This is a genomic window from Streptomyces sp. NRRL S-920 (genome assembly GCF_000717945.1).
GTDB classification, from domain to species: domain Bacteria; phylum Actinomycetota; class Actinomycetes; order Streptomycetales; family Streptomycetaceae; genus Streptomyces; species Streptomyces alboniger.
Genome location: NZ_JODF01000066.1, coordinates 1 through 24,372, shown reverse-complemented (window position 1 = coordinate 24,372; position 24,372 = coordinate 1). Strand labels below are relative to the sequence as shown.

General features: G+C 71.9%; 31 protein-coding genes. 23 read left to right on the top strand and 8 right to left on the bottom strand.

Annotated features, from left to right (window positions below; translation table 11 throughout):
* Positions 1–39: 39 nt before the first annotated feature.
* Positions 40–294, top strand: coding sequence for a hypothetical protein (locus IG54_RS0131760; protein ID WP_030792594.1), 255 nt, complete (start codon positions 40–42; stop codon positions 292–294).
* 350 nt (positions 295–644) lie between these two features.
* Here IG54_RS0131760 and IG54_RS0131755 read toward each other — a convergent pair whose 3' ends face one another.
* Positions 645–875, bottom strand: coding sequence for a helix-turn-helix transcriptional regulator (locus IG54_RS0131755; protein ID WP_030215775.1), 231 nt, complete (start codon positions 873–875; stop codon positions 645–647).
* A gap of 134 nt (positions 876–1,009) precedes the next feature.
* Between IG54_RS0131755 and IG54_RS0131750 the strand changes: the two genes are divergently transcribed.
* The 17 genes from IG54_RS0131750 to IG54_RS0131670 all read left to right on the top strand — a co-directional run bounded on the left by IG54_RS0131750 (position 1,010) and on the right by IG54_RS0131670 (position 11,152).
* On the top strand, positions 1,010–1,438 hold the full coding sequence (locus IG54_RS0131750) for an RRQRL motif-containing zinc-binding protein (RefSeq protein ID WP_063756285.1): 429 nt from the start codon (positions 1,010–1,012) through the stop codon (positions 1,436–1,438).
* Positions 1,439–1,455: 17 nt separating this feature from the next.
* Positions 1,456–1,968: a hypothetical protein gene (locus IG54_RS0131745; protein WP_030792587.1), complete on the top strand. Its 513-nt coding sequence runs from the start codon at positions 1,456–1,458 to the stop codon at positions 1,966–1,968.
* Positions 1,965–2,309, top strand: a complete 345-nt coding sequence (locus IG54_RS42655; RefSeq protein ID WP_030792583.1) for a hypothetical protein — start codon at positions 1,965–1,967, stop codon at positions 2,307–2,309. The genes IG54_RS0131745 and IG54_RS42655 overlap by 4 nt, the downstream gene beginning before the upstream one ends.
* 23 nt (positions 2,310–2,332) lie before the next feature.
* On the top strand, positions 2,333–3,268 hold the full coding sequence (locus IG54_RS0131735) for an ATP-binding protein (protein WP_030792580.1): 936 nt from the start codon (positions 2,333–2,335) through the stop codon (positions 3,266–3,268).
* Between the two features lie 75 nt (positions 3,269–3,343).
* The gene (locus IG54_RS0131730; RefSeq protein WP_030792578.1) at positions 3,344–4,189 is read left to right on the top strand and encodes a hypothetical protein; all 846 of its coding nucleotides are present in this window, start codon (positions 3,344–3,346) and stop codon (positions 4,187–4,189) included.
* A gap of 87 nt (positions 4,190–4,276) precedes the next feature.
* The gene (locus tag IG54_RS0131725) at positions 4,277–4,552 is read left to right on the top strand and encodes a hypothetical protein (protein WP_051820216.1); all 276 of its coding nucleotides are present in this window, start codon (positions 4,277–4,279) and stop codon (positions 4,550–4,552) included.
* An 88-nt stretch (positions 4,553–4,640) separates the two neighbouring features.
* On the top strand, positions 4,641–5,318 hold the full coding sequence (locus IG54_RS0131720; RefSeq protein WP_030792573.1) for a GGDEF domain-containing protein: 678 nt from the start codon (positions 4,641–4,643) through the stop codon (positions 5,316–5,318).
* Positions 5,315–5,755, top strand: a complete 441-nt coding sequence (locus tag IG54_RS0131715) for a hypothetical protein (protein WP_030792570.1) — start codon at positions 5,315–5,317, stop codon at positions 5,753–5,755. The genes IG54_RS0131720 and IG54_RS0131715 overlap by 4 nt, the downstream gene beginning before the upstream one ends.
* Entirely contained in the window at positions 5,752–6,036 is a 285-nt protein-coding gene (locus IG54_RS0131710; RefSeq protein WP_030792567.1) for a hypothetical protein, read from the top strand. Before IG54_RS0131715 ends, IG54_RS0131710 begins: the two co-directional genes overlap by 4 nt.
* Before the next feature lie 23 nt (positions 6,037–6,059).
* On the top strand, positions 6,060–6,266 hold the full coding sequence (locus IG54_RS0131705; RefSeq protein WP_030792564.1) for a hypothetical protein: 207 nt from the start codon (positions 6,060–6,062) through the stop codon (positions 6,264–6,266).
* Positions 6,266–6,748: a hypothetical protein gene (locus IG54_RS39475; protein ID WP_051820215.1), complete on the top strand. Its 483-nt coding sequence runs from the start codon at positions 6,266–6,268 to the stop codon at positions 6,746–6,748. The genes IG54_RS0131705 and IG54_RS39475 overlap by 1 nt, the downstream gene beginning before the upstream one ends.
* The gene (locus tag IG54_RS0131695; RefSeq protein WP_030792558.1) at positions 6,748–6,927 is read left to right on the top strand and encodes a hypothetical protein; all 180 of its coding nucleotides are present in this window, start codon (positions 6,748–6,750) and stop codon (positions 6,925–6,927) included. The genes IG54_RS39475 and IG54_RS0131695 overlap by 1 nt, the downstream gene beginning before the upstream one ends.
* Before the next feature lie 22 nt (positions 6,928–6,949).
* On the top strand, positions 6,950–7,405 hold the full coding sequence (locus IG54_RS0131690; RefSeq protein ID WP_030792555.1) for an NUDIX domain-containing protein: 456 nt from the start codon (positions 6,950–6,952) through the stop codon (positions 7,403–7,405).
* Positions 7,402–8,091: a hypothetical protein gene (locus tag IG54_RS0131685; protein WP_030792552.1), complete on the top strand. Its 690-nt coding sequence runs from the start codon at positions 7,402–7,404 to the stop codon at positions 8,089–8,091. Before IG54_RS0131690 ends, IG54_RS0131685 begins: the two co-directional genes overlap by 4 nt.
* On the top strand, positions 8,088–8,618 hold the full coding sequence (locus IG54_RS0131680; protein WP_030792549.1) for a hypothetical protein: 531 nt from the start codon (positions 8,088–8,090) through the stop codon (positions 8,616–8,618). Before IG54_RS0131685 ends, IG54_RS0131680 begins: the two co-directional genes overlap by 4 nt.
* A 303-nt stretch (positions 8,619–8,921) precedes the next feature.
* The gene (locus IG54_RS0131675) at positions 8,922–10,259 is read left to right on the top strand and encodes a ParB/RepB/Spo0J family partition protein (protein ID WP_030792546.1); all 1,338 of its coding nucleotides are present in this window, start codon (positions 8,922–8,924) and stop codon (positions 10,257–10,259) included.
* Positions 10,256–11,152 (top strand): ParA family protein, encoded by an 897-nt coding sequence (locus IG54_RS0131670; RefSeq protein WP_030792543.1) that lies wholly within the window; start codon positions 10,256–10,258, stop codon positions 11,150–11,152. The genes IG54_RS0131675 and IG54_RS0131670 overlap by 4 nt, the downstream gene beginning before the upstream one ends.
* A gap of 72 nt (positions 11,153–11,224) precedes the next feature.
* Here IG54_RS0131670 and IG54_RS39470 read toward each other — a convergent pair whose 3' ends face one another.
* Positions 11,225–11,941 carry a hypothetical protein gene (locus tag IG54_RS39470; RefSeq protein WP_051820213.1) on the bottom strand — a complete coding sequence of 239 codons (717 nt, stop codon included), beginning with the start codon at positions 11,939–11,941 and terminating at the stop codon, positions 11,225–11,227.
* Positions 11,942–12,059: 118 nt separating this feature from the next.
* Between IG54_RS39470 and IG54_RS0131660 the strand changes: the two genes are divergently transcribed.
* A complete protein-coding gene (locus IG54_RS0131660) occupies positions 12,060–13,076 on the top strand; it encodes an ATP-dependent DNA ligase (protein ID WP_030792537.1) in 1,017 nt (338 codons plus the stop codon).
* 16 nt (positions 13,077–13,092) lie between these two features.
* Here the strand turns inward: IG54_RS0131660 and IG54_RS0131655 are convergent, their stop codons facing one another.
* Together IG54_RS0131655 and IG54_RS0131650 are read right to left on the bottom strand one after the other, a co-directional pair.
* Complete coding sequence (locus IG54_RS0131655) at positions 13,093–13,398, bottom strand: hypothetical protein (protein ID WP_030792534.1); 306 nt, start codon at positions 13,396–13,398, stop codon at positions 13,093–13,095.
* Positions 13,399–13,545: 147 nt separating this feature from the next.
* Positions 13,546–13,743, bottom strand: a complete 198-nt coding sequence (locus IG54_RS0131650) for a hypothetical protein (protein WP_030792532.1) — start codon at positions 13,741–13,743, stop codon at positions 13,546–13,548.
* A 159-nt stretch (positions 13,744–13,902) separates the two neighbouring features.
* On the opposite strand from IG54_RS0131650, the gene mobF reads away from it, so the two are divergent.
* From mobF to IG54_RS0131635, 3 genes are all read left to right on the top strand, one after another.
* Positions 13,903–15,708 (top strand): MobF family relaxase, encoded by a 1,806-nt coding sequence (gene mobF, locus IG54_RS38485; RefSeq protein ID WP_234336415.1) that lies wholly within the window; start codon positions 13,903–13,905, stop codon positions 15,706–15,708.
* Positions 15,705–15,926 carry a hypothetical protein gene (locus tag IG54_RS0131640; RefSeq protein WP_030792526.1) on the top strand — a complete coding sequence of 74 codons (222 nt, stop codon included), beginning with the start codon at positions 15,705–15,707 and terminating at the stop codon, positions 15,924–15,926. Before mobF ends, IG54_RS0131640 begins: the two co-directional genes overlap by 4 nt.
* Positions 15,927–16,134: 208 nt before the next feature.
* Complete coding sequence (locus IG54_RS0131635; RefSeq protein WP_030792524.1) at positions 16,135–16,614, top strand: hypothetical protein; 480 nt, start codon at positions 16,135–16,137, stop codon at positions 16,612–16,614.
* A 69-nt stretch (positions 16,615–16,683) separates the two neighbouring features.
* On the opposite strand, the gene IG54_RS0131630 is transcribed toward IG54_RS0131635, so the two are convergent.
* A complete protein-coding gene (locus IG54_RS0131630) occupies positions 16,684–16,899 on the bottom strand; it encodes a DUF6207 family protein (RefSeq protein WP_030792520.1) in 216 nt (71 codons plus the stop codon).
* A gap of 873 nt (positions 16,900–17,772) precedes the next feature.
* Positions 17,773–18,207, bottom strand: coding sequence for a hypothetical protein (locus IG54_RS0131625; protein WP_234336414.1), 435 nt, complete (start codon positions 18,205–18,207; stop codon positions 17,773–17,775).
* Positions 18,208–18,887: 680 nt separating this feature from the next.
* On the opposite strand from IG54_RS0131625, the gene IG54_RS40790 reads away from it, so the two are divergent.
* Positions 18,888–20,540, top strand: a complete 1,653-nt coding sequence (locus IG54_RS40790; protein ID WP_078594741.1) for a replication-relaxation family protein — start codon at positions 18,888–18,890, stop codon at positions 20,538–20,540.
* Between the two features lie 183 nt (positions 20,541–20,723).
* On the opposite strand, the gene IG54_RS0131615 is transcribed toward IG54_RS40790, so the two are convergent.
* The gene (locus IG54_RS0131615) at positions 20,724–23,438 is read right to left on the bottom strand and encodes a DEAD/DEAH box helicase (protein ID WP_078594739.1); all 2,715 of its coding nucleotides are present in this window, start codon (positions 23,436–23,438) and stop codon (positions 20,724–20,726) included.
* A gap of 37 nt (positions 23,439–23,475) precedes the next feature.
* Positions 23,476–24,165: a hypothetical protein gene (locus tag IG54_RS40785; protein ID WP_078594737.1), complete on the bottom strand. Its 690-nt coding sequence runs from the start codon at positions 24,163–24,165 to the stop codon at positions 23,476–23,478.
* Positions 24,166–24,372 lie beyond the last annotated feature (207 nt).

The following is a 24,372-nucleotide window of genomic DNA, read 5'->3' as shown; positions in this document are numbered from 1 at the left end:
GCTCCTCCCACACCACCACCGCGCACCGAAGGGAATCTGATGAAGCCGCAGCTTGAGCAGACCGAGTTCTGGGTCGGCACCTTCCACGGGAGCCACGACGGCCGCCCCGCCACGGTCACCGCGACCCGCGACGACACCCGCCCCGAGCCGTACGCCTGGACGTGCACGTGCGGCGCGTCCCGCTCCTTCCCCACCGAGGACGGTGTGTGGCCCACCGCTTGGCAGCACACCCACCCCACCCGCTTCGACCGGCTGCGGTCGTGGGCCGCCCGCCGCATCCGCTCCTTCCGCTGACCTGACGCCCTGCCTGGCCCTCGCCCACCCCGCCTTCGGGGCGGGCGAGGACCGGACAGGCCGCCCGGCCGCACTCGCCCACTCCTTCCGCCCCGTCGACGGTCCTTCCGCCGGCGGGGCGCAGCACTGCCCGCCATCAACCCTGTTGGAGGACACCCGTGCTCATCCCCCGCCCGCGCCGCCGCATCGGCCGCCCCCGCCCGCAGCGCCCCGGCCCCCGCTACCCGCAGCGTCCCCACCGACTGCCCGGCACCTGGCACCGTTGACGTCCCGACCCGGCTGCACGCAGAAGCGCGCCGCACGGACGTTCCGTGCGGCGCGCTTCCGGCTCGAGGTCGGCCTGTGTGCTGCTACTGCTGCGGGGCAGATCTGGGAGGCCGGCCGCCGACGTTCGTGCGGTCCCAGCCCTTCTCCCACTCCTCGACGGCCGCGCGCTCCCACACCCGGCCCGCCTTTGTCCGCGCGAGGAACGGCGGGAAGTCCGGCCTGGCCACGAGGGCGTTCGCCCGCTGGCGGCTGACGCCCAGCATCTCCCCGATCTCCGTGACGCCGACGTGCGCGGAGGTTTCCGAATTCGTCATGCCTACGAGGATCAAGCCATCCCACCAGCCTGTCAACGTCTTTCGTTCGTTAACCCGTTGACACAGTAAACCCCTTTACAGCATGGTGGTGGTGCACCGAGCGAGACCACCCACTCACTCCGGGGGAGGCACCCGTGCACGCCCACGACACCGACGAGGACCTGGTCGACGTCGACCCGCACGACCCCGGCGACGGCTCCCTGCCGGTCTTCCGGTGGCGGCAGGCCGGCCCCGGGCTCGCCACCCGCCGCCAGCTGCGGGAGATGGGCCTGCGTCCCGGCGGCCAGGAGCCCGTCGCCCGCATCGAGTGCCGCGGCGGCAAGCGGTTCGCGTGGCTGTACCGGATCGACCTGGCGAAGCAGAAGTTCCCGATGACCCTCGCCAAGGAGGCCGCGCTCGACAAGGCGATGGCAAAGCGCCAGACCTGCGGCGTCTGCCGCCGGCGCTACTTCCACTGCATCCCCCTGAAATCCCTGGGCTCGTGCCTGGAGTGCTACGACGGCACGCCCGCCGACCCCGCCTCCTACACCGCTCCTCCGGCCCCGCACCTGCTGGCCGCCTGACCCGAGAGGACCACCTCATGCACGCTCACCGTCCCGCCGTCTTCGCCGCCCTGCTCGGACTGACCCGCGCCGGGAGCGCCATCGGCGACTTCTGGGTACAGAACGACTTCTGCGCCCGGGTGAAGGGCGCTTCCGACGAGCACCCGGTCACCTTCAAGGACCCGGTCACCGGGAAGGAGACCACCCACGGCACGGCCGCCGGGCGTTCGGCGTGCCTGCATCATTGCCTGACCTACACGGCCACGCAGGCGATCGTCGCCGGGGCCGGCGCCCGTGCGCTCGGCATCCGGGTCCACCCGGCCGCCGCTGCGGCCGCGCTCGCCATCTCCTTCGGCACCCACTACGCCGCGGACCGCCGCGTCCCCGGCAAGGGCCTGCTGGAGAAGATCGCCACCAAGACCGGCAAGGGCGGTTTCTACAAGCTGGCCGACTTCGGCATCAACGGGGCGTTCCAGCTGGACTCCGCCTGGCACCACGGCTGGGAGACGCTCGCCGCCCTGGTCGCCACCACCAAGGCCACCACGCGGTGACCGGCCGCTCCCGGACGCGTCTGGACCGTGTGCGCGGCTCGCTCGGCATCGCCCAGCTCGCCCTCCAGCAGATCCAGGACGACCTGGGCGCCGACGACATCGACGCCCACGAGCTCGCCGCGATCCTGCGCGAGCTGCAGGAGGACATCGGCGTCCCCGGCGGTCTCTTCCCCGCCCTCGCGCAGCTGGTCTCCACCGCTGCCCGCCGGGCGGAGCAGATCGAACCTGACCGCTACGCCTCCTGCTACCTGCACGAGGCCGCCGCCCTGCTCACCGACAACGCCGGGCAGCGCATGAACTGGGCTGCCCGCGCACTTCACCCGCAAGGAGACCTCACGTGACCGAGCCGATCAGTTACCCGCCGATGCCCGAGCACAGCCTCGTGGTCCTCATCGGTCCCTCCGGCGCCGGGAAGTCGACGCTCGCGCGCACCTGGCCCGCTTCGCAGGTCCTGTCCCTGGACGCGCTGCGGGAGGTCGTCAGCGACGACGCGGGCGACCAGGACGCGACCGGCGACGCGGTCGCCGCCCTGCACCTGCTCCTGGAGGCGAGGATGCGCCGCCGGCTGTTCACGGTCATCGACGCCACCAACGTCACCGCGGCTGCCAGGAAGCCGCTGGTCGCCGCCGCCAAGCGCCACGACATGCTCCCCATCGCGGTCCTGCTCACCACGCCCGGCAGCATCTGCATCGAACGGCAGGGACCCAGGCCCGCCAACCGCACGGTGCCGGAGAAGGTGGTCGCCCAGCAGCACGAGGACATGTTCGCCTCACACCGCACCCTGCGGTCCGAGGGCTTCCCCGAGATCGTCTACTCCGACAGCCTCCCCCGGCTCCAGCCGTACCTGGAGCGCCTGAGCGAGAGGCGGCAGGCCGACCTCGGTCTGGACGGCAGCGCCGGCCTCGGTGCCCTGAACCTTGTACGCCGGACCTTCGGCGAGGAGATCCTGCCGCTGTGGCAGTGGAAGCCCGGCTCGAACGTCGCCGGAGGCGACCGCGTCGCCGAGATCCGCCTCGGCCAGCAGCACCTCACCCTCGCCCTGCGCACCGACGTCGACGGCGAGGGAGACCTCGGGTTCGACGTGATGGTGCCGTGCCCGCACGACTCCGAATGCACCGGCCACGCCTGGGTGCCCGCCTACAGCATCACCTGCCTGTACCGGGCGCTGAACGGCGACCTGGACGACGACGAGGACATCGTCTGCACCGTCCACGGCCCGAACACCGACGAGGACCAGGAGGACGACCCCGAGGGCCGCGCCGACCTGGAAGCCCAGTACGCGGACGCGGTCCGCGAGTAAGCGACGCTCCGCCGAACAGCCACAACCCGCCCGGCCACCGGGCACCCACCGCTTCCCCGGGAAGGACACCCACGCATGAGCATCACGATCACGAACACGTACGGCACCGCGCACAACGTCAGCGAGACCAACCCGGCCCACGTCACCAGCTGCGACCGGTACCGGTTACCGCTGGTCGGCACCATCGTCCCGGGCAACCCCGGCTACGAGGACATGGTCGAGATCTTGAAGGAGAACGGCCACGACACCCGCCCCGAGGGGTACGGGGTCCTCTTCCTGGAGTCCGAGGAGTTCAGCGCGACGTACTTCGGGTCGATCGCACAGATCGAGCAGTACCAGCGCGAGAACGTCGACGGCACGGCGACCTTCGACGCCTCGCAGGGCGTCATGTACGCCCAGTGGCCCCACGGCAAGGGCTGGGACGACTTCATCCCCCGCACCTTCTGGAACGTGAAGGCGCGCGGCGGGATCGCGGACGGCGTCGGCCTCGTCACCGGCTTCGCGCACACCGAGATCCCGGGTGCGGAGGTCATCGTCTTCGAGTTCGAGGGCAAGTGGCTTCCCGACAGCGAGCCGCAGCAGATGATCACCTACCACTGCACCGGCTGCCACATGGACACCTTCCACGACTGCGGGCACGTCCACGAGAACACCGGTCCCAGCAGCCGACGCTGGGCCGCCCGCCAGGCCCGCCAGCACATCATCAGCGCCGCCCGGCACGGCGTCGGCGACACCAACAGCGCCTGCCGCCCCAACGGCGGCGAGATGCTGCGCGCCGTGAACGCGGCCGCCCGCGAGATGTGGGGCACCACCGGCAACGCCCTCCCGGACACCGACGACGCGTACTGCGCGACCAAGGGCCCCTGCTCGATCATCCGCGAACTGCGGGCCGGAGTCCGACCGCCCACCTACCGCGCCTGACGGACGCTCCGTGCCGCCCCGGCCTCCGCACGACGGAGGCCGAGGCGGTCGCGGTGGTCCCTCAAGCACGGAAAGGAGCTGGACGTCATGCGCCGATACGAGGTCGACGTCCCGATACACCACGAGGCGGACCAGGAACGGCGAGGGCTTCACGTCTTCACCGGCTGTGCTGCCGGGGAGAGCGAGGCCCTGGCCGCCGCGCACAGCGCCTACGACCGGGCCGTGCAGCACATGTCCGCCGGCCTCCCGGCCCCCGATGACTCCAGCGATGGATGGGCCGCGCGCGGCCTGCGTCCCGACTGGGTCCTGGACTGGCACAAGGCCACCACCAAGGCGTGGGTCAACCCCAACAGCTTGATCTGAATTCGCCCCGAGGCAGGCGCCATAGGCGTCGAAACCGTCGCCTGCCCCGGGTTCCCCATCCCGTACGAGACGAGAGGGAGACACCAGTATGGACTCCGTCCTGCACACGATGGGCCGGTTTGGCCCGCGCGCCCTCCTGATCACCGCAGCAGCCGTCCCGCTAACCGGCTGGGCGGTCCACGCGACCGTGCTGCTCAAGCAGATCGCCGCCAAGGAGAAGGACCCGCTGACGGGCCTGCTGCGCCGCGACGCCTACACCGCCCGCGCTCGCCGGCTCCTGGCCCGCCACGGCGACAAGGGAACCGTGGTCATGGTCGACGCCGACCACTTCAAGCAGATCAACGACGACATGGGCCACGCGGCCGGAGATACCGTCCTCGCCGCGATCGGAGCCCGGCTCACCGCGTGGGCGGGCCCGCGCGCGTCCGTCGGCCGCCTCGGGGGCGATGAGTTCGCCGTCGTCCTGGAGCTGGACACCGCCCGCCGCGCGCAGCGCCTGGAGCAGCTGGTCCGGATGCTGCACACGCCGGTCACCCTGGACGACGGCCGCACGGTCGACGTCGCCGCCTCGGTGGGCGCCGCGGCTCCGGCCTCGGTCGGCTCCCGCGACCTGACCGTCCTGCAGAGGGCCGCCGACGCCGCGCTCTACGACGGCAAGCACTCCGGCCGGGCGACCTTCGCGACGGCGCAGCACCTCACCGTGCCGTCCATCAACGGGCGCCGGGCCGGCCGTCCGGGCACGGCGGTGTGGGGGCGGGCCGCATGAGCACCGTGACCCTGCCCGAGGGCGACTGGATCCGCGGCATCAGCATCCGGCAGCCGTACGCGGCCTGCATCCTCGCCGGGGCCAAGACCGTGGAGAACCGGCCCAACCGGTGGCGGACCGGCTGGGTGCTGCTGCACACGAGCCAGACCATCGACCAACCCGCCCTGCGCCTCCCGCTGATCGGCCGCACGATCCGCGAACACCAGCTGGTCACCGGCGCGGTCGTCGGCATCGCCCGGATCACCGACTGCCACCAGGACCTCGAGGGAGCGCCGCCCTGCTCGCCGTGGGCACACCCCGGGGCCTGGCACCTCGTGCTCCAGGACGTCCAGGAGCTCCCCCTGCCCGTCCCCGCGCGCGGACAGGTCGTCCCCTGGAAGCCGAAGCCGGACCTGCTGGAGCGCGTCTTCCAGCAGCTGCCCGACTTCCGGCCGTGACCAGCGCCCGAACCAAGAAGAAGCCGCCGTTCGAGCCGGGCCTGGTCCCGACTCCCGGCGCGCTCCTCGAATGGCGCGACAGCCAGCACTACGACCGCTGGCAGGACCGCCCCTGCGTGCTGTGCGACAAGCCCACGCCGATGCGCTCCCACACAGGGGAGCCCGTCCACAAGGCGTGCGCTGAGGACTGGATCGCCGCGAACCCCGTTCAGGCCCGCCGCGAGGGCCGGTTCGCCTCCGACACCCAGACCAAGAGCACCAAGCACGACACCCACGCCTGAACCCCTCCCCCACGGAGGTCCCCATGAGCAGCACCGACCGCGACGTCGACCACGCTCTCGCCTACCCCGAGCCGCCGGCCTCCCCGCTCTGGCACCGCCACGGCGGCACGAAGGCCCGGCCCTTCACCCCCGCGCAGCAGAAGCGCAATGCCGAGCTCCTGGTGCTCGCGCAGCGCACCACCCGACCCCGCACCCCGCGCACCACCCGGACCCTGGCGGAGGCCAGCTGATGGACACCAAGCACTGCGCCGTTGACGGATGGGTCGACGCCATCCCTGCCCCCGGCCCCCACAACACCGCCACCTTCGACCTGGTCGTCCAGCCCGCCGACGCGGACAGCCTCCCCGAGGACGCCCCCGACACGGTCGTCTCCTGCACCAGCGCGGCCGCCGGGATCGTCCACGAGCTGCTGCACGGCATACAGCCCGGCGACCTGCTGCGCGTCACCGGCACCCTGCTCCAGCCGCCGACGCCCGGCGAACCCGCCCGGCTCACCGTGGACGTCCTGGAGGTCCTCGACACCGCGCTGCTCCCGGTCCTGGGCGAGATGGTGCTCGATCGGTACGGCCACTACATCGTCGTCTTCGACGCGGGCACCGACACGGTGCCCGTCTTCACCGCGAGTGGGCAGTGGGTCGGCCTGGCCGACAACCCCGACGCCATCACCCGCCTGATCGACATCCACGAGCGCGTGCACGGCGGTGACGCGTGATGGTCGCCGCCGCGCAGCCCCGCACTGTCCTGGAGCGGTTCCCCGCCGGCCACCCCCGTGGCTCCTGGCCCGCCGATGAATACGCCGCCGCCCAGCGCGCCCAGGGCACCGACGCCCACGTCGTGATGGACCTGACCACCGACCAGTTCCTCGTCGTCACCGACACCACCACCCGCTAGCTCGCCGACCCGAGAGGTGCCCATGACCGAGACCGAGACGTTCGAGACCATCCGCTACACCGCCGACGTCATCGTCCTGACGCCCGATGGCGACGTCCTGCTGATCGAGCGCGACTGGCCGCCGTTCGAAGGCCACTGGGCCTGCGCCGGTGGACACGTCGACCCGGGGGAGACCAGCCGCGAGGCCGCCGCTCGGGAACTCGCCGAGGAGACCGGAGTCCGCGTGGCCGCCGACGACCTGCGCGAGATCGGCGTCTTCGACCAGCCCGGCCGCGACCCGCGCGGCCGGTACGTCACCGTCGCGTATCTGGCCACCGTCCCCGCCGACACCCCGATCATCGCCGGGGACGACGCCCGCACCGCCCGCTGGTGGCCCCTGAACGACCTGCCGGAACGCCTGGCGTTCGACCACGCCCAGATCCTCAGCGCGGCCGCCCGCGCCCGCTACCTCACCCCGGAGCAGGAGCCCACCCGATGAAGCGATCCTTCTTCCGCCGCTGCGGCAACGCGGGGGCCCTCTCCCCCGAGGACCGGGCCGCCGTCGACCAGTTCCGCGCGACGCTCACCGCCCTGCGCAACCCCGAGCCCTGGATGCCCGGCAGCGCCCGGGACATCGCCGTCAGGGTCGGCCCGTTCATCGAACGGGCGCACACCCGGGCCGGAGACGACCACGGCCCCGACATGATCGCCGTCGCCCTGGTCCACCCCGACACCCCGCACGCCGCCGCCTACCTCCACGGCCGCCAGCTCCGCTACACCGAGCGCGGCTGGCTGCGCTGCGAAACCGCCACGATCCTCGGCTTCTGGCAGCCCGGCTACGCGATGCTCACCCACGCCGCCGCCGGCCTCCCCCTGCCCGACGACCTCGGCATGGAGCTCGCCCACTACGCCCTCTACATCGAGGCCCGCAACCGCGACGACGGCAACCTCGACGGCTACACCCTGCTGCGCCTCGGTCCGTACACCCAGACCCGGCACGCCCAGCAGGACTACGACCGGCTCACCGCCACGCTGGATGGACGGGAGACCACCCTCGTGCCCGGGTTCCGCGTCTCCGCGAGGTTCGGGCCGTTCGACGTGAGCGACCACCAGTTGTTCGCCGATCCGTACGAGGCCGACGCCGTCGCGCTCCTGGACGCAGCCGTCGCGGGGGCGAGCGCATGACCGCCCCGGCCCTGTACGAGATCGAGACCAGCGAGGGCGACGACGGCACCATGCACCCCGCCGAACAGCTCTGGACACCCTGCGCCGACGGCACGGCCGACCACGGGTTCATCGCCCACCAGGGCCTGTTCGTCGCCGGGATCGACGGCGGCGCCGACGATGGCCTCTACCCGGTCGGCTTCCTGGTTCTCGGACACCAGCGGTGGACCGACGTCATCGAGGCCGCCGCCGCGTACATGGCCCGGATCCACGGCTGGCGGAACCTGCACCTCTACCCCGGCGACGACCCCTCCGTTCTCATCCCCCTCATCCCGCGCGCGGTCCACACCCACGGCGTCTTCTTACGGCACCCGCACCCGGACCACGGCTGCGGATGCGAGTGGGACGACACCTGGCGCATGGTCTGGGCGCCCGGCGTTGAACCCGGCGCCGTGCCGGTCACCGCCCTGCGGCACCCCGCCGCCCCGGCGACCGCCGCCGGCCTCCCCAACCCGGATGAAGGCGCGCCCGCGAGCTGGGCAGCCTGACCCGCAACTCCCTTCACCGAAGCCCTGCCCCGGCACCGCCGGGGCAGGGCTTTTTCTGTTTTGGGAGGTTTCCAGGGTTCTGTCTCTCTGCCGTTTCCAATGGAAACGGCAGAGAAGCTGCTGCCTCGGTCCGCGCATGGGATTCCGTCAACCCCCGGACAGGGCAACGGCGTTTCCAATGGAAACGGCAACCGCAGGCGTGGCGGGACACCGACTGGCCCTGCTCGGGCTGCGCGAGGGAGCCAGCGTTTCCATTGGAAACGGCTAGTCTCTGGCCGTACTTTCTGTCGTTCTGGAGAATCTATGGCTGCCAACCTTCCGAGGCCCAAGCGCACGAGCACCAAGCAGGCCCCCGCGGCTCCGCCCAAGGAAGAGGCGTTCTACCGGGGCGGCAAGGACCGCAGCGGCGACACGGTCGAACTCCACCCCAAGGACCTGTGCCCCAACCCGTTCAACCGGCGGGCCATGTCGGGCGTCGAAGAGCTCGCGGCCACGATCGCGGAAGTCGGCCTCCTCCAGAACATCGCGCACATCCCTGCAGACGTCTGGGTCGCGCACTATCCGGAGACGGCAGAGAAGATCACCGCCGCCAACGTGATCCTCTTCGGGGAGCACCGCTGGCGCGCCGTTCAGTCCCTGGGCTGGGAGATCATCCCCAGCGTCCTGATGGACGACAAGGTCGCGGACGCCCGCCTCATCACCCTCATCGAGAACCTCCGCCGTGCGCAGCTCAGCCCGCTGGAGGAGGCCGAGCACTACGAGGCCCTCAGGGCCAGCGGGCTGTCGTACGAGCAGATCGCCCAGAGGGTCGGCGAAACCGCCAAGGGCGCCATCTCCAAGGGCACCGTGTGGAAGCGCGTGCAACTGCTCGCTCTGGAACCTGAGGTCCGAGGAGCGCTCCGGGACGGCACCCTTGCAGTCAGCACCGCGGAGAAGCTCCAGAAGATGAGCGCCGAGGACCAGCGGGAGGCGGTGGTCCTGGTCCAGGGCGGCATGCGCCCGCTGGAGGCCCAGGCACAGATCCTCGCCCGGCAGCGACAGGCCGACGATGCACCCGACGCCGAAACGGCTAGCGAGGAGACCGTTTCCACTGGAAACGGCACCGCTCCGCAGTCGGCGGCCGTTTCCACTGGAAACGCCCCCAAGCCCCGCGCGACGCTGAAGCGGGACCAGACCAAGCCGTCGGCCGACCAGTACGAACGGGACCGCAGCACGGCAGCCGCAGCCCGGGACGCCGCCTGCCAGCTCCTGGTGGAGACCGTAGACGTCGGCGACACCGCCGACAGCGAACTCCTCCTCAAGGCCATGACCGGCGCTCTGCTCGCTCCGCAGCAGCAGTCCGCGGCGCAGCAGCGAGCCCTGGTCTGGCTCCGCCGAGCCGAACGCCACGGCATCGACGACCAGAACGCCGGCAGCTACTTCAACGCCGTCCAGGACTCGGGCGACGCTGAACTCCAGCGACTCGCCGCGTTCGCAAGTGCCCTCGCCGCCGCCGAGCTCCGCACCGCCGCCCGTAGGCACGCCTGGGGCAGCCGAGAGGCCGCTTACCTCCGCCTCCTCCAGGACCACGCGCAGTACGCCCCGGAGACAGCGTGGGAGAAGAAGGAACTGGGCTTGGACACCACAGGAGAGAACGCGTGACGCGCACCGTCGAACCCCGCTTCCGCCCCAGGGGGCGGCGCCACCCCAAGATCTACGCCTTCATCCTCGAGTGCGGCGGCTCCACCAAGACCACCAGCGCCACCTCCATGGCAACCGAGGCAGCCCTGCGGGGGTACCCGGGCACCATCTTCGACTTCGACGCCAACCGGTCCACGACCACGATCCTCGGCTACGACGAAGAGGCCATGAAGGGACGGAAGACCGTCCTCGACCTCATCCACGGAACCGCGACCCTGGACGAGGTCGCCCTCCCGGCCCGCTACCGCATCGGCGACGGCTACGACGACGACGCCTTCGCCTACATCCCCGGCCTGCGCGTCGTGCCCAGCTGCAAGGAGATGTCCACCGCGGACACCGCCATCGCCGAGGACGCGGACCGGCAGGACTGGTTCGCCGAGATCCTGCTCGGCTACGACGGAGACGAGGACGACGTCTTCTGGCTCGACTTCCCGGCCAGCTACGGGAAGATGGTCTACTCCGTGATCCGGATGCTCGACGAGGACGACTCCGTCATCCCGTCGGTCCGCGCCGATCCGAAGGACGTCAAGCTGCTGGTCCCGCTGTTCGAGGAACTCGACCGCGTCCGGGAGAAGAACCGCCTCCGCAGGTCGGTTCCCGGCCGCCCGACGGTCAACCACCTGATCCTCACCGGCACCCCGACCGCCAGCTACACCGAGGCATCGGCCAGGAAGGCGACGGCGCTCGCCGAGTCCCTGTACGGCGACATCCTCACGCCGTACGTCCGGTACTCGGCCGACGCCAAGAAGCTGTACGACGACTGCTGCCCCCTGCCCATCCTCCTGCCCAACTCGGTGCCGGCCGTCGACTACCGGAAGCTGATGACCAGCATCGGATTCCCGGACCGCACCTGACGGCCGTTTCCAATGGAAACGACGCGAGGGCCCGATCACCCCTGGGCGGCCGGGCTCTTTCGCTGTCCCCGGTCAACGCCCTGCGTCGGTGCCCTTCCAGCCGTTCCCGAGCCCGCGGCGCCGGGGCCGCGACGATCCGGCAGCGGGCGCAGGGCGGGCGTTCAGCGCACCGGTCACCTGCGCGGCCGCCGTGGGGGAGAGGCCGGCGGTGACCTTTCCGGAGGCGAGGACGCGGGCGTACGTCCCCGGCCCGTAGGCGGCCAGGGCCACGGCGAGTGAGGCCGCTGCTGTCTCGGCCGGCCCTGCGCCCCACCGGGGTTCGTCCTCGGCCGCGGGTGCCTGGCGGGGCAGTTCGCGGCGGGCGGCGAGGAGCACGGCGAGGGCTTGGGCGTGGGCCGGGTCCAGGGTGACGGTCAGCAGGGCGGGGCCGAGCTGGTGGACCCGGTGCCCGGTGAGGCTGTGCGCGGTGAGCGCCCGCCGCAGGCCGGTGCTCAGCACGGCTGGGTCCGTCGCGGTGTCGGCTCGGCGGGTCGCCCCGGCTGCGGCCGGGGCGTGCTCGACGCGTTCGCGGAGTGCGGCGACGGCGGCCGGGACGACCTCCAGGAGCTCGGCGGCCTCCGGGCTGATCTCGGACAGCGCCCCGGCGAGCACCTCCAGCGCCGTGGCCGCATCCTCGACGGCGCTGGCACTCCACCGCTCGGGTCCGGCGGCGTCGGCGAGCGCACACACCGCGACGACGGCCTCCTCGGCCAGCGCCTCCACGTTGCCCGGCTTGGTCGTCAGCTTCATGTCCCGCCCAACGAGATGTGACCGCGCATGGTCGTGCGCGCTGATCACATGATGACGCCCGCGACACCGCTGGCCGTGCCGGGTCGCGGGGGCACCGGGCAGCCCGTAGACCGGACGTATGGTCCTTCGGCCGCCGGTGGAACCGATGCTGGCGCAGGCCCGCGACACGGTGCCCGCGCCGGGCGCGCTGCCCGGGGAGCTTCGGTTCCAGCCGAAGTTCGACGGCTACCGGGCGATCGTCTACACCCCGTTGCCGGCGCCCGGCCCGCTGCTGGTGCAGTCCCGCCGCGGCAGCCTCCTGCAGAGCCGCTTCCCTGACCTCGTGGCCGCGGCCGCGGACCTGCCCGACGGCCTGGTCCTCGACGGCGAGCTGGTCGTGTGGGCGGAGGGCCAGATGTCGTTCGAGGCGCTCCAGCGGCGCGCGGTCTCCAGCGGCCGCACCGCCGCCCGCCTCGCTGCAGAGGCACCGGCGCACTTCATCGCCTTCGACGTCCTCCAGATCGACGGCCAGGAGCTTCTGCACGTCCCGTACGGCGAGCGGCGCGCGCAGCTGGAGCAGCTGTTCGCCGACCACAAGCTGAGTGCCCCGTGGACGCTCTGCCCGGAGACGACCGACCTGGCGACGGCGCAGGAGTGGCTGATGTCCTGGACGCAGGTGCCCGGCATCGAAGGTCTCGTGATCCGGGGGAGCGGACAGCGGTATCTGCCGGGAGCCCGTGCGCTCTACAAGGTGCGCCGCCGGGACTCCACCGAGGCGGTGATCGGCGCCATCACCGGGACTGTGCGCCGGCCGCAGACGCTCGTGTTGGGCCGCCTCGACGCGGCCGGGGCGCTCCGGCCGGTCGGCCGCAGTACGCCGCTGCGGCCGGACGCGGCGCGCGACCTGGCCGACCGGCTGACACCAGCCGGGCCCGGACATCCCTGGGAAGGCGTGCGGTTCACGACCTCCTGGGGGTCGCGGACGCCGCTCGACGTCGTGCTGGTCGAACCGGAGCTGGTCGCCGAGATCCTGGTGGACACGGCGCTGGAGCGCGGGGCGTGGCGGCACCCGGTGCGCTTCGCCCGGCTCCGGATGGACGTCGCCGTCGCGGACGTCCCGCCCTTCGGCGCGGGCGCCGATCCCGTCAGCGGGTGACCACCGCCCGATGCGGTCAGGGGCCGGTGAGGATGTCGTGGGTGCCAATGCGGCGCCAGATGACGTGCTGTACGCCGGGGCGGAGCGCAGGCCCGTATTGCCAGGTGGCTCGTCCTGCGGGTCCAGCGCCCATGGACCAGGTGAGCTCGTAGATGCCGGATGCGCGCTGGACGCGCTTGACGCGGAGGCCGGCGCGGAAGTGCCCGCCGGTGCGCAGGTCCTCGACGAAGGCCGCCACGGCCTGGCGGAAGCGGCGGCGCTGTTCGGGGGTGAGGCGGTGAAGGTCGGCGGTGAAGCGGGGCGTGGTCTCGTAGGTGGGCACGGCGAACTCCTCCAGGACGCACGAAGCCCCCGGCCGGTAGGCCGGGGGCGGTGGTGGCTGTTCGTGTTGAAGGGCGTCGGTGACGTGGTGCTCAGTCGTGCTGGGTGGTGCTGTTGAGGTCGTTGCGCAGCATTCGCACGGTCCGGGTCAGAGGCCGTAGCGGTCGTTCATCAGGTCGTTCCACCTCTGCACGTTGGGAAGGTCGTTGGCGCAGGCGGTGCAGTGGGGCAGGTAGTCGGTCCGGGTGGGGTACGGAACGTTCGAGCGGACGATGACGGTCGGGCGCAGCGTGAGGGGCCGGCCGCACAGCGGGCAGAGGTCTCCGTGGAGCAGTTCGGTAGTCATGCGGCGGACTGTGCACACACCGGCGGCTTACCGTCTCGGGCTGAACCGGCGGCCCGCCTGGCGGGCGCCCCGGTAAAAATCTGGTGCTGCGCTCCCGCCCGGCGGGACCGACCCCGGATCACGCTTCTGCGCAGGTCAGCGCCGGGGTTCCATGGGCCGATGATCAGCATGTCGCCAGTTCGCCCGGGGACCGGGGTGCGCTACCTCTTCCGTGGCGTGATGGTCGGCGACGGCCACCGCCGGGCGGGCACGCCGCTGCGCGCCGCCCAAGACGAAGCCGGTGTCCCGCCCGGCGTGTGGAAGGGCCGGGGCCTGGCCGCGCTCGGCCTGGCGGCCGGGGACGTGGTGAGCGAGCGGCAGGCCGAACTGCTCCTGGGGGAGGGCCGGCACCCGGACGCCGACCGGATCGAGCGCGAGCTCCTGGCGCAGGGCAAGAGCCCGGCGCAGGCGCGGCGGGCGACCGTGCTGGGCAGGCCCATCGAGCACAACCGCTCACCGAAGACCGACAAGGCCAAGGAGCGCACCCCCTGGCTGGCCTTCGACCTGGTGTTCCGGCCCCCGCCGACGGCCCACATCGCGTGGGCCCTGATGGACGACGAGCACCGCCGGGTGCTGGAGCTGTGCGACGACATCGCCCGCGACAAGACCCTGGCGTGGCTGGAGGAGTCGGTCGCGGAGATCCGCTCGAAGGTCGGCGGCAAGCAGCGGGCCCGGGTCAAGGACGGGCTGGTCGTCGCGGTCTTCCGGCACTACGAGTCCAGAGCCACGGAATCGAGGCCCCTGCTCCACTCGCACGCGGTCGCGTCGATCCGGGCCCGGCGGCCGCACGACGGGAAGTGGGGCAACCTGTCGGCGGACTCGCTGATGGCCCACATCGTCGCGGCCGACACCCTCTACCTCCTCCACTTCATGGAGGAGGTGTCCGCCCGGCTCGGGTGGGCGTGGGAGCCACGCGAGGTGACGCCCGGCCGCCGCCCGGTCATGGAGATCGCCGGGATCGACCAGCGGCTCATCGGCTGGCAGTCCACCCGCCGCCAGCAGATCGAGGACGCCCTCCCCGTCCTCACCGCCAAGTACGAGGAGCGGCAGGGACACCCGCCGGGGGAGCGAGCCGCCTACGCGCTCGCCTGTCAGGCCGCCGACCAGACGCGCCGGCCCAAGCGCAAGGAACTGCGGTCGCTGTCCGAGCTGCGCGCCGCCTGGCGGGAATCGGCGGCCCGAGCGTACGGAGCCGACGTCGTCGCACGGCTGGCGGAGCGCGCCCGAGCAGCGGCCGCGGCCGTGTGGGCCCGGGTGCGGCCGGTGGTGGACGTCGTCCTGGCGGCCGTCGACGTCGTCGCCGTGGTGTACGTGATGCGCGGCGCCTTCAACCGCCACCACCTCCTCGCCGAAGCCCGCCGCCACCTCTCCTACGCCCTGCGCGGCCGACCCCACCAGCCCGGCCTGGACGAACAGATCGTCCAGACGGCCATCGACGCGTACACCCGCCCGGTCGGTCGGGGCCGGATGATGACCGCCGACCTGCGCGCCCTGTACCCCCGCGACACCGAGGACCAGGCCGTGCTGCGCCCGCTGACCCGCAACCGGTCCGCCACTCCGTACCAGCGGGCACGCCTCGCGGCTGGCGCCCTGTCCGCCCGGGTCCACGCCGTACGCCTCGCGGACCGCCTGAACTCCCGGACCCGGCAGCGCACCCTCACCGTGCCGACCACCCCGAGCCCGGGGCGGAAGGCCGGCCCGGACCCGGAACCGATGACGGACGTTGCCGCGGTGGAGCTGACCAGCCGGACGCTGGAGACCGCCGTCGCCGAGATGGCCGCCCGGCTCCAGGCCGGGATCCGGGAACGAGCCGCCGCCCGCCGCCCTGCACCACAGCCCGCCCCGGCGACGTCCCCGCCACCGCACCCCCAGCAGTCTGTCCAGCCCGCGCCGGGCCGGACGCCACCCACCGGAGGAGTCGCATGACCACCAGGCCGCCCGCGGACCCGAGGATCGAAGCCGTCGCCGCCCGGCTGAAGGAGGCCGCCCAGAAGCGCGCGGCGCTGGGCAAGCCCAAGGGGAGCCTGGGCAAGCCGCCCGAACACCCGCTTGCCCACCCCGGCCAGGGCTGGCTGACGGATGACGGTGACCGATGGCCGGTCACCGCCTCGGCCGAGAGTTGCATGGACCGGTCACGGCGCTGACGTGCGGGTTGACCGATCACGGGAGACGGATCGGTCACGGCCGGACCGCCGACCGGTCACGGCTTCTGCTGGGCAAGCCATCGACACGAAGGGCTTGCCCAGCGTCCGGATCACGTGGCGGGACGGCTCCCGAAGTCGTGGCGTCACCGCCTGGGACGCGAAGGCCCGGAGCCGCCCGACGCCTCCTCGCCGCACGTACACCGGAGCCATGAGACGAACCACCAAGCAGAGCAACACCGTGCCCGTGCACAGGGATGCGGGGGACATGTGGCACGCCCTCGCCTCCCTCCGCCAGACCCACTCCGAACCCGTCGGGCGCCTCGTCCCCTTCGAGCGCGCTGACGCGCTGCTCTCCCTCACCCGGCCCGACGACATCGCCTTCACCGCGCGAGTGGAGTTGTCCGGCGGAGAGACGATGGGCCACGTCCACGATCTGATCACCACGGTCACCCGCGGCATCACCTACGAACTGGGCGCCGCCGCGCCGGGCACCGCGCTGGAGATTCTGCTCGGCAAGCGCCACCAGCTCGCCCTACACACGGACCACCTGGACGGCCTCACCCAACTCCTGCGCGACGCCGTCACCACCATCGACGCGCACGGTACGCCCGGCGGCGGACCGTGCTCCCACTGCCACGGCACCGGGCATGCTCACCCCCTGTGGGCGCCGGCGGCCGGGCAAGCCTGAGCGCCTGGGCAAGCCCAAGGCGACCCTGGGCAAGCCCTCTGCGAAGGCGGCTTGCCCAGGGGCCTGTGGCTATGGGGCTTCCCGTCCCGGGCGCAGGACGTCGGCGTAGATCCGGGCCCGCACGCCGGGCTCGCCGGGATCCCGGCGCATCGGGCCAATGCCCGAAGTCGCCCAGCGCCCCTCCAGCGCGGCCATGACGGCTCGGACGGTGTCCTCGTCCCCGCCGGTGATGTCCAGGACCACCAGGCCCGGCTCCGCGATGTGCTGCTTGTCGATCGGCTTCATGTCCGCTGCGACGGCGGGGGACCGGAGGCGGTTCGCCGTCGGCTTCGGTTCCACCCGCACGAGGGAGTGGAACGGCGCCGGCCCTGAAGGTTGGGAGCCCCGTTGAGCCTCGCGAGAGGTTGCACCGGAGGGCGGCTGGAGGGTTGTCTGCACGGTTGCACTAGGCGGGGGACCGCAGGTGTGACCGGAGGTGGGACCCCCCGAATCTGATGATCTTGCATTCGTGCAGGTCAGGTGCCGTGGGCAAGCCCCCTTCGGAAAACGACACCTCTTTGTCCGCGATAGCCGGAGGAAGAGGTCTGCTTCGGGTTCGGGGCCGGCGGCGGTGTCAGGGGTACATCTCGTCCACCGAGTGGAGCCCACCGAGTGGAGCCCACCGAGTGGACCCGATGCCGGGCGCCCGGTGCGGTGGTGCGCACCGACGATGCGGTGGACTCCACTCGCGGTGGAGTGGAGTCCACCGCACCGGAGTGGAGGACACCGTGCGCGGCATCCACTCCACTGAGTGGAGCCCACCCGGTGGAGTGCACGACATCGTGCGGGAGTGGACGCCGGGGACGACGCCGTGCATCCACCCGGTGCGCGCCTGCCGCGTTTCTCCTTGACCTCGGCCCGTGTCAAGGAGGAATGCGCCGCCCTCAGCTGCTCCACTCCACCGCACCGACCCCACCCGATGCGCACCACTCCCGCGCGCCGACTGCAGCGGTGCGCACCGCCCACTGAGTGGATGCGCACCGGATAGACGGTGGCGCGCATCGGGGTGCGCACCGGGTGGACCCGGGCGCACCACCGCACCACCGCACCGCACCACCGCACCGCACCACCGCACCGCACCACCGCACCGGTGCGCACCCACCTGGTGCGGTGGTGCGGTCAGCGGTGCAGAGCCACCACGTTCTCCACCACCGCACGGGCCCGCTCCACCTGCTCATCGCGCAGCGCCTGCAGAGCCTGGAGGACGTCCTTCGGTGCGTCGGCGAAGACCTGGCTGACGAAGTGCGCGATGGTGCGGGCGATCCCCGGCGCGGCAGCTGCGGGGGCGTGCGTGGCCCACTCGCGGATCGCCATCAGGTAGATGACGCCGACCTCGTCCAGGACGAAGGAGTCGGGGCAGGGGTCGGTGTGGTCGGACAGTGCGGTCACGGGGAAGACGATCAGTTCCGCGATGGCCGGCAGCAGCCCCGGCAGCTGTTCCACTTCGGGCGCGAGCCGCGCCGCCGTGGCGTCGTCTCCGGCTTCCACCGCCAGGATGTAGTCGAAGCCGAGCTGGACCAGGTGCGGGGGCAGCAAGGGAATGATCGGGGACATGGGCAGCTCCTGACGTACGGTCGCCATGCCGATCACGGCGACGTCCCAGCAGGATCGGCGCGTCAGCCTGTGGACAGAGGCAGAGAACTCTCCCCCCAGCTCGAACCGGATGAATCGGGACTGCAAGGGTCAAACCCGGCCCCCTTGTCCAGCGTGGCCGGCCCGACCGCGAACCCGACCCTGACCCCTTGTCCACCTCTGCTACCACCCGACCATCGCCGGGTTTCTCCTTGACCTGGCCACGGTTAGACCGCGGACAAGGGGGTCCCCTGCACGCTGCTCCTTCGCCCCGACCACCCCGGCCGGGGCAGCGAAGGAGACCAGACGATGACGACCAACCATCCAAGGGCCGGGCAGCGGCACCGCTCGGGCCGATCACACCGGAAGGCCGGCCCGCGCTGGGCAAGCCCAAGGGCGATCCCTGGGCGCCCCCTTCGAAAGCCCCTTGGGAACCCCCTTTGGTACCCGGCGCCCGGGGGCGGAGGAAAACCCCTTGTCAGGGCCGCAATCGGCGCGAAAACCGCGCCGTCACAACCCTCTTCTCTCCTCTACATGTCCGTAGTGGAGGAGAGCATCGGGTTCCGGGGGGCCCGGACGCCCTCCCAGGCCGGGCGCGGCCAGCGCCCGCAGCGGCGCCGGTCGGCCGGCGGCCGGTCGCGAGCAACGAGGGAGCAGAGCTGATGGCGGGGAAGCGGATCACCAACCCGGCGGGGTCGACGAACAACTACCGCGGTGACGTGCTGCGCGTGCTCGGAGCGCTGAAGGTCGCGACGACGGATCAGATCCAGCGGATCGGCGCTCCGCACCTGACGTTCCGGCACGCCGACAAGGAGACCCCGTCGAAGCGGAAGCAGGCCCGTACCGCCTCGCACACCGCCGCACTCTCCGACATGCGCAAGCACGGCCTGTCCGAGAACGGCGGATCCACCGAGACGGGCGACTCCCTGCGGAACCTCACCCCCAAGGGCCTGCAAGCCGCCTCCTACGAGCTGAACCGGCCGGTGACGGAGATGGGCTCCACCGCGCGCGGCGCGGGCTCCAGTGGCGCCTCCCACCCGATGGCCGTCAACGAGACCGTGATCGCGATGCTGCGCCCGAAGCCGAACATGGCCAGGCTCGCCAAGGACTCGGCCGAAGTCCGGGCCGCCGCCCAGGCCGCCGTCGACTCACCGGACGGCATCGGCACGATCGCCTCGTTCTGGACCGAGGTCCCGCTGCCCGCGACCGGCACGTGGAACGCGCCCGGCAAGGGCGGCGCCCAGGCCGACATCGTGCTGACCGCCCCGCAGGACGGTGTGCCGCTGCTGTTCATCGAGGTCGACAACTGCCACGAGACCGCGGAAGAGCTCGCCGACAAGCTGGAGAAGTACGCCCGGTTCTTCCGGCGGAAGGTGAAGGACACCGACGGCAAGGAGCGCCCGATGTGGCGCACGCGCTGGACGGTCCCCGAGGGCCGGTACCGCGATGCGCCGCATCCGCCCGTGCTGCTGGTGTTCAACCGTGTCGGCGAGCGCAACCCCAACCGCACCGTCCCGCGCCTGCAAGAACTGACCCGTCACCTGTGGCAGGGGGAGCGGCTGCCCGGAGGCCACCATCTCTACGACCGGAAGATCCCCATCATCGCGACCGGCCTGAACCAGCTGCGCCAGCACGGTCCGGCCGGGCCGGTGTTCGTCCGCTTCGGCCGCGACCACCCGCAGCCGCTCCTGGAGGCGATCGGCAACCCGCGCCTCGAGGTCGCCAACGCCCGCGAGGCAGAGGAGGCCAAGGCCCGCGCGGCGGCGTACCAGGAACAGGTACGGCGCGCGGCGCAGGAACACGACGCGAAGAAGGCCGCTGAGCGTGAGGCCCGCCGCCCCGTGTGCACCGGCTGCGGGATGAAGTTCACCGACGCCCGCTGGGAGGCGGTACAGCCGAAGGACTGGGGAGCCACGAAGGACTCCCACCCGCACCTGTGCGACAGCTGCAAGGCCGGCGCCGTCGCGAGCGCCGTCCCCACGCCCGGTAGGCAGGAGGAGCAACAGGAGCCGCTCCCCGACTGGGCCCAGCAGACGGATTTCCTGCGCTTCCCCCGTCGTCCACGCTGCACCGAGTGCAAAGCGGCGTTCACCGACGAGCGGTGGAAGGCGGTGGAGCGCATCGGCTGGGGCACCGTTCCCATGCAGGCCCGTCCGACGCTGTGCGGGGACTGCGACCAGCGGCAGGAGATCGACTGGGAGGAAGCCTGGCCTGGCGATCCGGTCCGCCCGGACCAGGACCAGGGCCAGGAGCAGGACCAGGCCGTGCCCGAGCAGAAGGCCGGCGGAACCTGGCTTTCCCGCTTCCGCAGGTGACACGGCCAGGCCCGGCTGTCAGCGGCGGCACTGCAACGCGGAGTGCAACACGGGTGCAACACGGGAGTGCAACAGAGGCCGCGTTGCACCTCTGACCTGGAAGAACATCGGCTGACGCACTGCAACAGCAACGGACCCCGGGCTTTCAAGAGGCCCGGGGTCCGGTCACGGCGCTGGGAGCGGTCAGAGGGTGTCCGGGGCGGTCTGGGGGATCGTCACCGGCTTCGCCCAGTCCATGCCCAGCTTCGCGAGGGCGGCGAGCTGGTCGGCGTCCAGCCGGTCCCTCCTGGATTTCGTGTTCGAAATCCACACACCCAGCTTGATGGTCACCGGCTCCGCCTCGCCGTCGACCTCGATCTGTTCGCCGTGCCCCCTCGGTACGGGCCGGTCCACGCCTTCCCGCTCCACCCACTGCGTGAGGGCCGCCAGGCCCCGCTGGAACGCCGCCTGCGCCTTGCTCGGCCCCTTCGTCGCACGAGCGGCTGCCGGGGCGGGAGACGTGGTCTCAGCGGGCTGTACGCCCAGCTTCGACAGCCGCTGCTGCTGCTCGGTCGACAGCTGCGCCCAGGTGCCCGGGTTCTTCTGCCGCTCCAGCCACCGCCCGATGTCATCACCCTCGAACAGCACCCCCGGCTCGATGGCCGGCAGAACGCCGTCGGCGTCGACCAGGTCCGCCAGGACGCGGTAGTGCCGCTGCCAGTCCAGCGGCCACGGGCAGTTCCAGTCCGCGTCGATCTCGGAGAGCTGTGCGGCCCGGGTGGCCGCGGTGTCCTCGTCCTTCCCGAGCCCGTTCTTCGTGCCGTTGCGGCGGAGGTTGGCCATGTACTGCCCGACGGGCACCATCGCCTCGCCCTCGCCCCACACTGCGTCTTGACGCGGCGCGAGGTGCCCCATGGCTCGCCGGTAGGACCGCAGCGCGGCGAGTTTGTTCTCCCACGCCTCCTCGCCCGGCTCCCACACCATCCCGGCCTCCGGGGCGTCCAGCAGGGTCTTGCGCCGGTCCTCCAGCTCCCCGGCCCGCAGCGCCTTCCGCTGCTGATGCACCCACCGGCCAAGCGGGAAGTCCTTGGTCACGCCGACCTCGACCTCGACGTCATACGGAACGGCGTAGAGACCGGTGATCTCGTTCTCCGCCCGCCACCGGATGAGGGCCTGATAGCCCTCCAGCCACACCAGCGACTCAGGCCGGTAGACCCGGGTGCGCAGGAACGCGGCGATGGTCGCGGCGTCGCGCGGGTTGGAGAAGTGCAGCAGGGCGGCTTCGGCGGCGGCCTGCGTGTCGTCGTCCTCCTGGTCCTCGCCGTCGCCCGCGCCGTCGGCCCCGACGATCTGCCCATCCTCGTCCCGCCGGACGTGGACCTTGCGCTTGCCGCTCGTGAGCGCACGTGAGGCGAGCTGCTCGACCAGACGTTCGTCATGCGAACGCAAGCCCTGGAGCACGGCCACGAGCGGCTTGAAGCTCGCGGAGGCGACCATGTCGGTCGGGTCCTCGCCGGGCTCCAGGAACACCGGCACGATGATCCTGGCGACCTTGGTGGACCCGTCGCGGTTGAGCCGGAGCGCCCGCCCGATGTTCTGCACGATCTCCACCTGGGAGCCGCGGGTGTCGGCGAAGCAGACGGCCTCGACTCCCCGCTCGCCGGTGATGTCGACGCCTTCCCCGAGCACGCGAACGCTGGCGAGGAAGGCGCGGTGCACCCGGCGCCCGGCCGCGTCGATGCCGTTGGCGAACTGCCGCAGCACCTCCCGGCGCTCGGACACGAGGTGGTCGCCGCACAGCCACGCCGACCACACCCGGTCCGGCGGTACGTGGCGGCCGGCCTCCAGCTCGTAGAACTCCGCGTCGATGGACGACTTCGGCAGCTTCTCCGCCTTCGCCAGGTCCTCGTCCGAGGCGTCGTTCATGTACAGCTCGGCCGCCGTCTCCGGCAGCTTCTCCGCGAACGCGGCGGCTTCCTCGACCTTCTGGTGGAACGTCATGACGGTGCGCAGGTTCCAGGCGGCGGCGTGCTCCAGGAGCGCGGTCTGCAGGAGCGCCAGGCGCCGGCCGCGCCGCGCTTCCTCCGACTCCCCGAGCACGGGGGAGGGGTCGCGGATCTCCAGGACGTCGATCTCGAACCCGGCGAGGATCTCGCGTTCGATCGCCTCGCTCAGACCGAGTTCGGCGAGCCACGCACCGTACGTGCCGTTCGGGTCGTCGGCCATGGTCGCGAGCTCCACCTCCTGGCCGTCCGCGCCCTTCTGCGGCCGGGGAGCGGCGAGGATGCGCGGGGTCGCGGTCAGGTACAGCCGGAAGTCCGCCGGGATCCGCTGGTTGTCGTGGATCGCCGCCCACGGCCGACCAAGATCACCGGCGGTTCCGTGGGCCTCATCCACGATGGCGAGGTCGAAGCCGTCCATGCGCTGGCCGTAGAGCCGCTCCCCGCCCGCCAGAGCGGCCTCCAGCGGCCCGCGAACCTTCCGCTGACCCTCGGGAGCGTCGACGTCCTCGCGGTCCACGAGAGAGGCGTACGTGGCGAACACGACGACCGGCCCGGACCCGGCCCACAGGGCGAGCTGGATCGGGTTGGTGGTGGTCCGCACCCCCAGCGAGTTCAGCACCGCGTCGTTTTCCAGCGAGCACACCGCGACCATCGGGGCCCGGTGGCCCACCGCCCGCCACGCCTGGGCGGTCTGCGCGAGCAGGTCCAGGGTCGGGACCGTGACGAGGATCCGGCCGTCCGCGAAGCTCTCCAGCGCGCACGCGGCGGCCGTGATCGTCTTGCCCGAGCCGGTCGCGGACACGATCGTGCCCCGGGCACCCTGCGGGGGCACAGATGACCTTGCAGGAAATCCCACCCACCTACGAAACGCGGAGCGCTGATCTACCTGGTGTTCCTTGAGCTGAATCGCTGACATTTCCTGTCCTCCCCTAAGCCTGAATTCCCGTGGTCGTTCAGATAGCCGCGTGCGGAATGCAGGCCGCACCAAAGTCGTTCCAGATCGACGCACCCGCCTTGTGCCAGCCGCCCGGCTTCCCGTCCTTGAAGGGCGGCCTGTCGTCCGGGTCGTAGTGCCCGGCATCGAGCGTGCAGACCACGACGTCACCGTCCGCGTTCCGCGTCTGGGCCGTGCACAGACCGCTGGCCTCACCCAGCGCCTCCAGCACCCGCCGCCGCGCCGTGGTGTGAGGGTGGGTGCCCGGCAGTACGGCCTCCCGGACGAACATCTCCAGCCGCACCAGGTCGGCCCGTTCACGCTGCCTCACGTCCGCGATATGTACGGCCAGCTCGGCGGCTCCAGCGGACCGGCCGCCGCGCCGGGACCACTCCCGGTCCGCGATGCCCACCAGGGCCTCGCGTACCGTCGCCACGCCCTCGTCCCAGCCGTCTTCGTACACCTCGCCCCGAGAGGCCGGCGCCATCCCGCCGAGCTCCACCACCTCGCACTGCGCCCCGGCGACCGCCCCGGCCTCCAGCGCGGCCACCAGGTCGTCCGCCTCGCTCGCGGGCACTCCCTGAGCCTCCAGGAGCGCGAACAGCCTCAACCGGGCGTTGACGCCCGCCGTCTGGTACTGCGTCACCCGGCGCAGAGAATCGCTGCTCAGCTCGGGATCGGGTCCGGTAGATTCGTGGCGACCGGTCATCTGCGGTCGTTCCTCTCGGAATTCGGGGAGGTTCCCGGGCGGTTGGGGGGTGTCCTGTGTTTCCGCCAACAGTACATGCTGCATCTACCGGATGCACGCGGTACACTAGAACCCACACGAACGAGCGACCCCCACCCCCTCATAGCCAGCCAGGCCCGCGCCAGCGGGCCCAACGGTTCTGGAGGCGCAGCCGGAAGGACCGTCAGG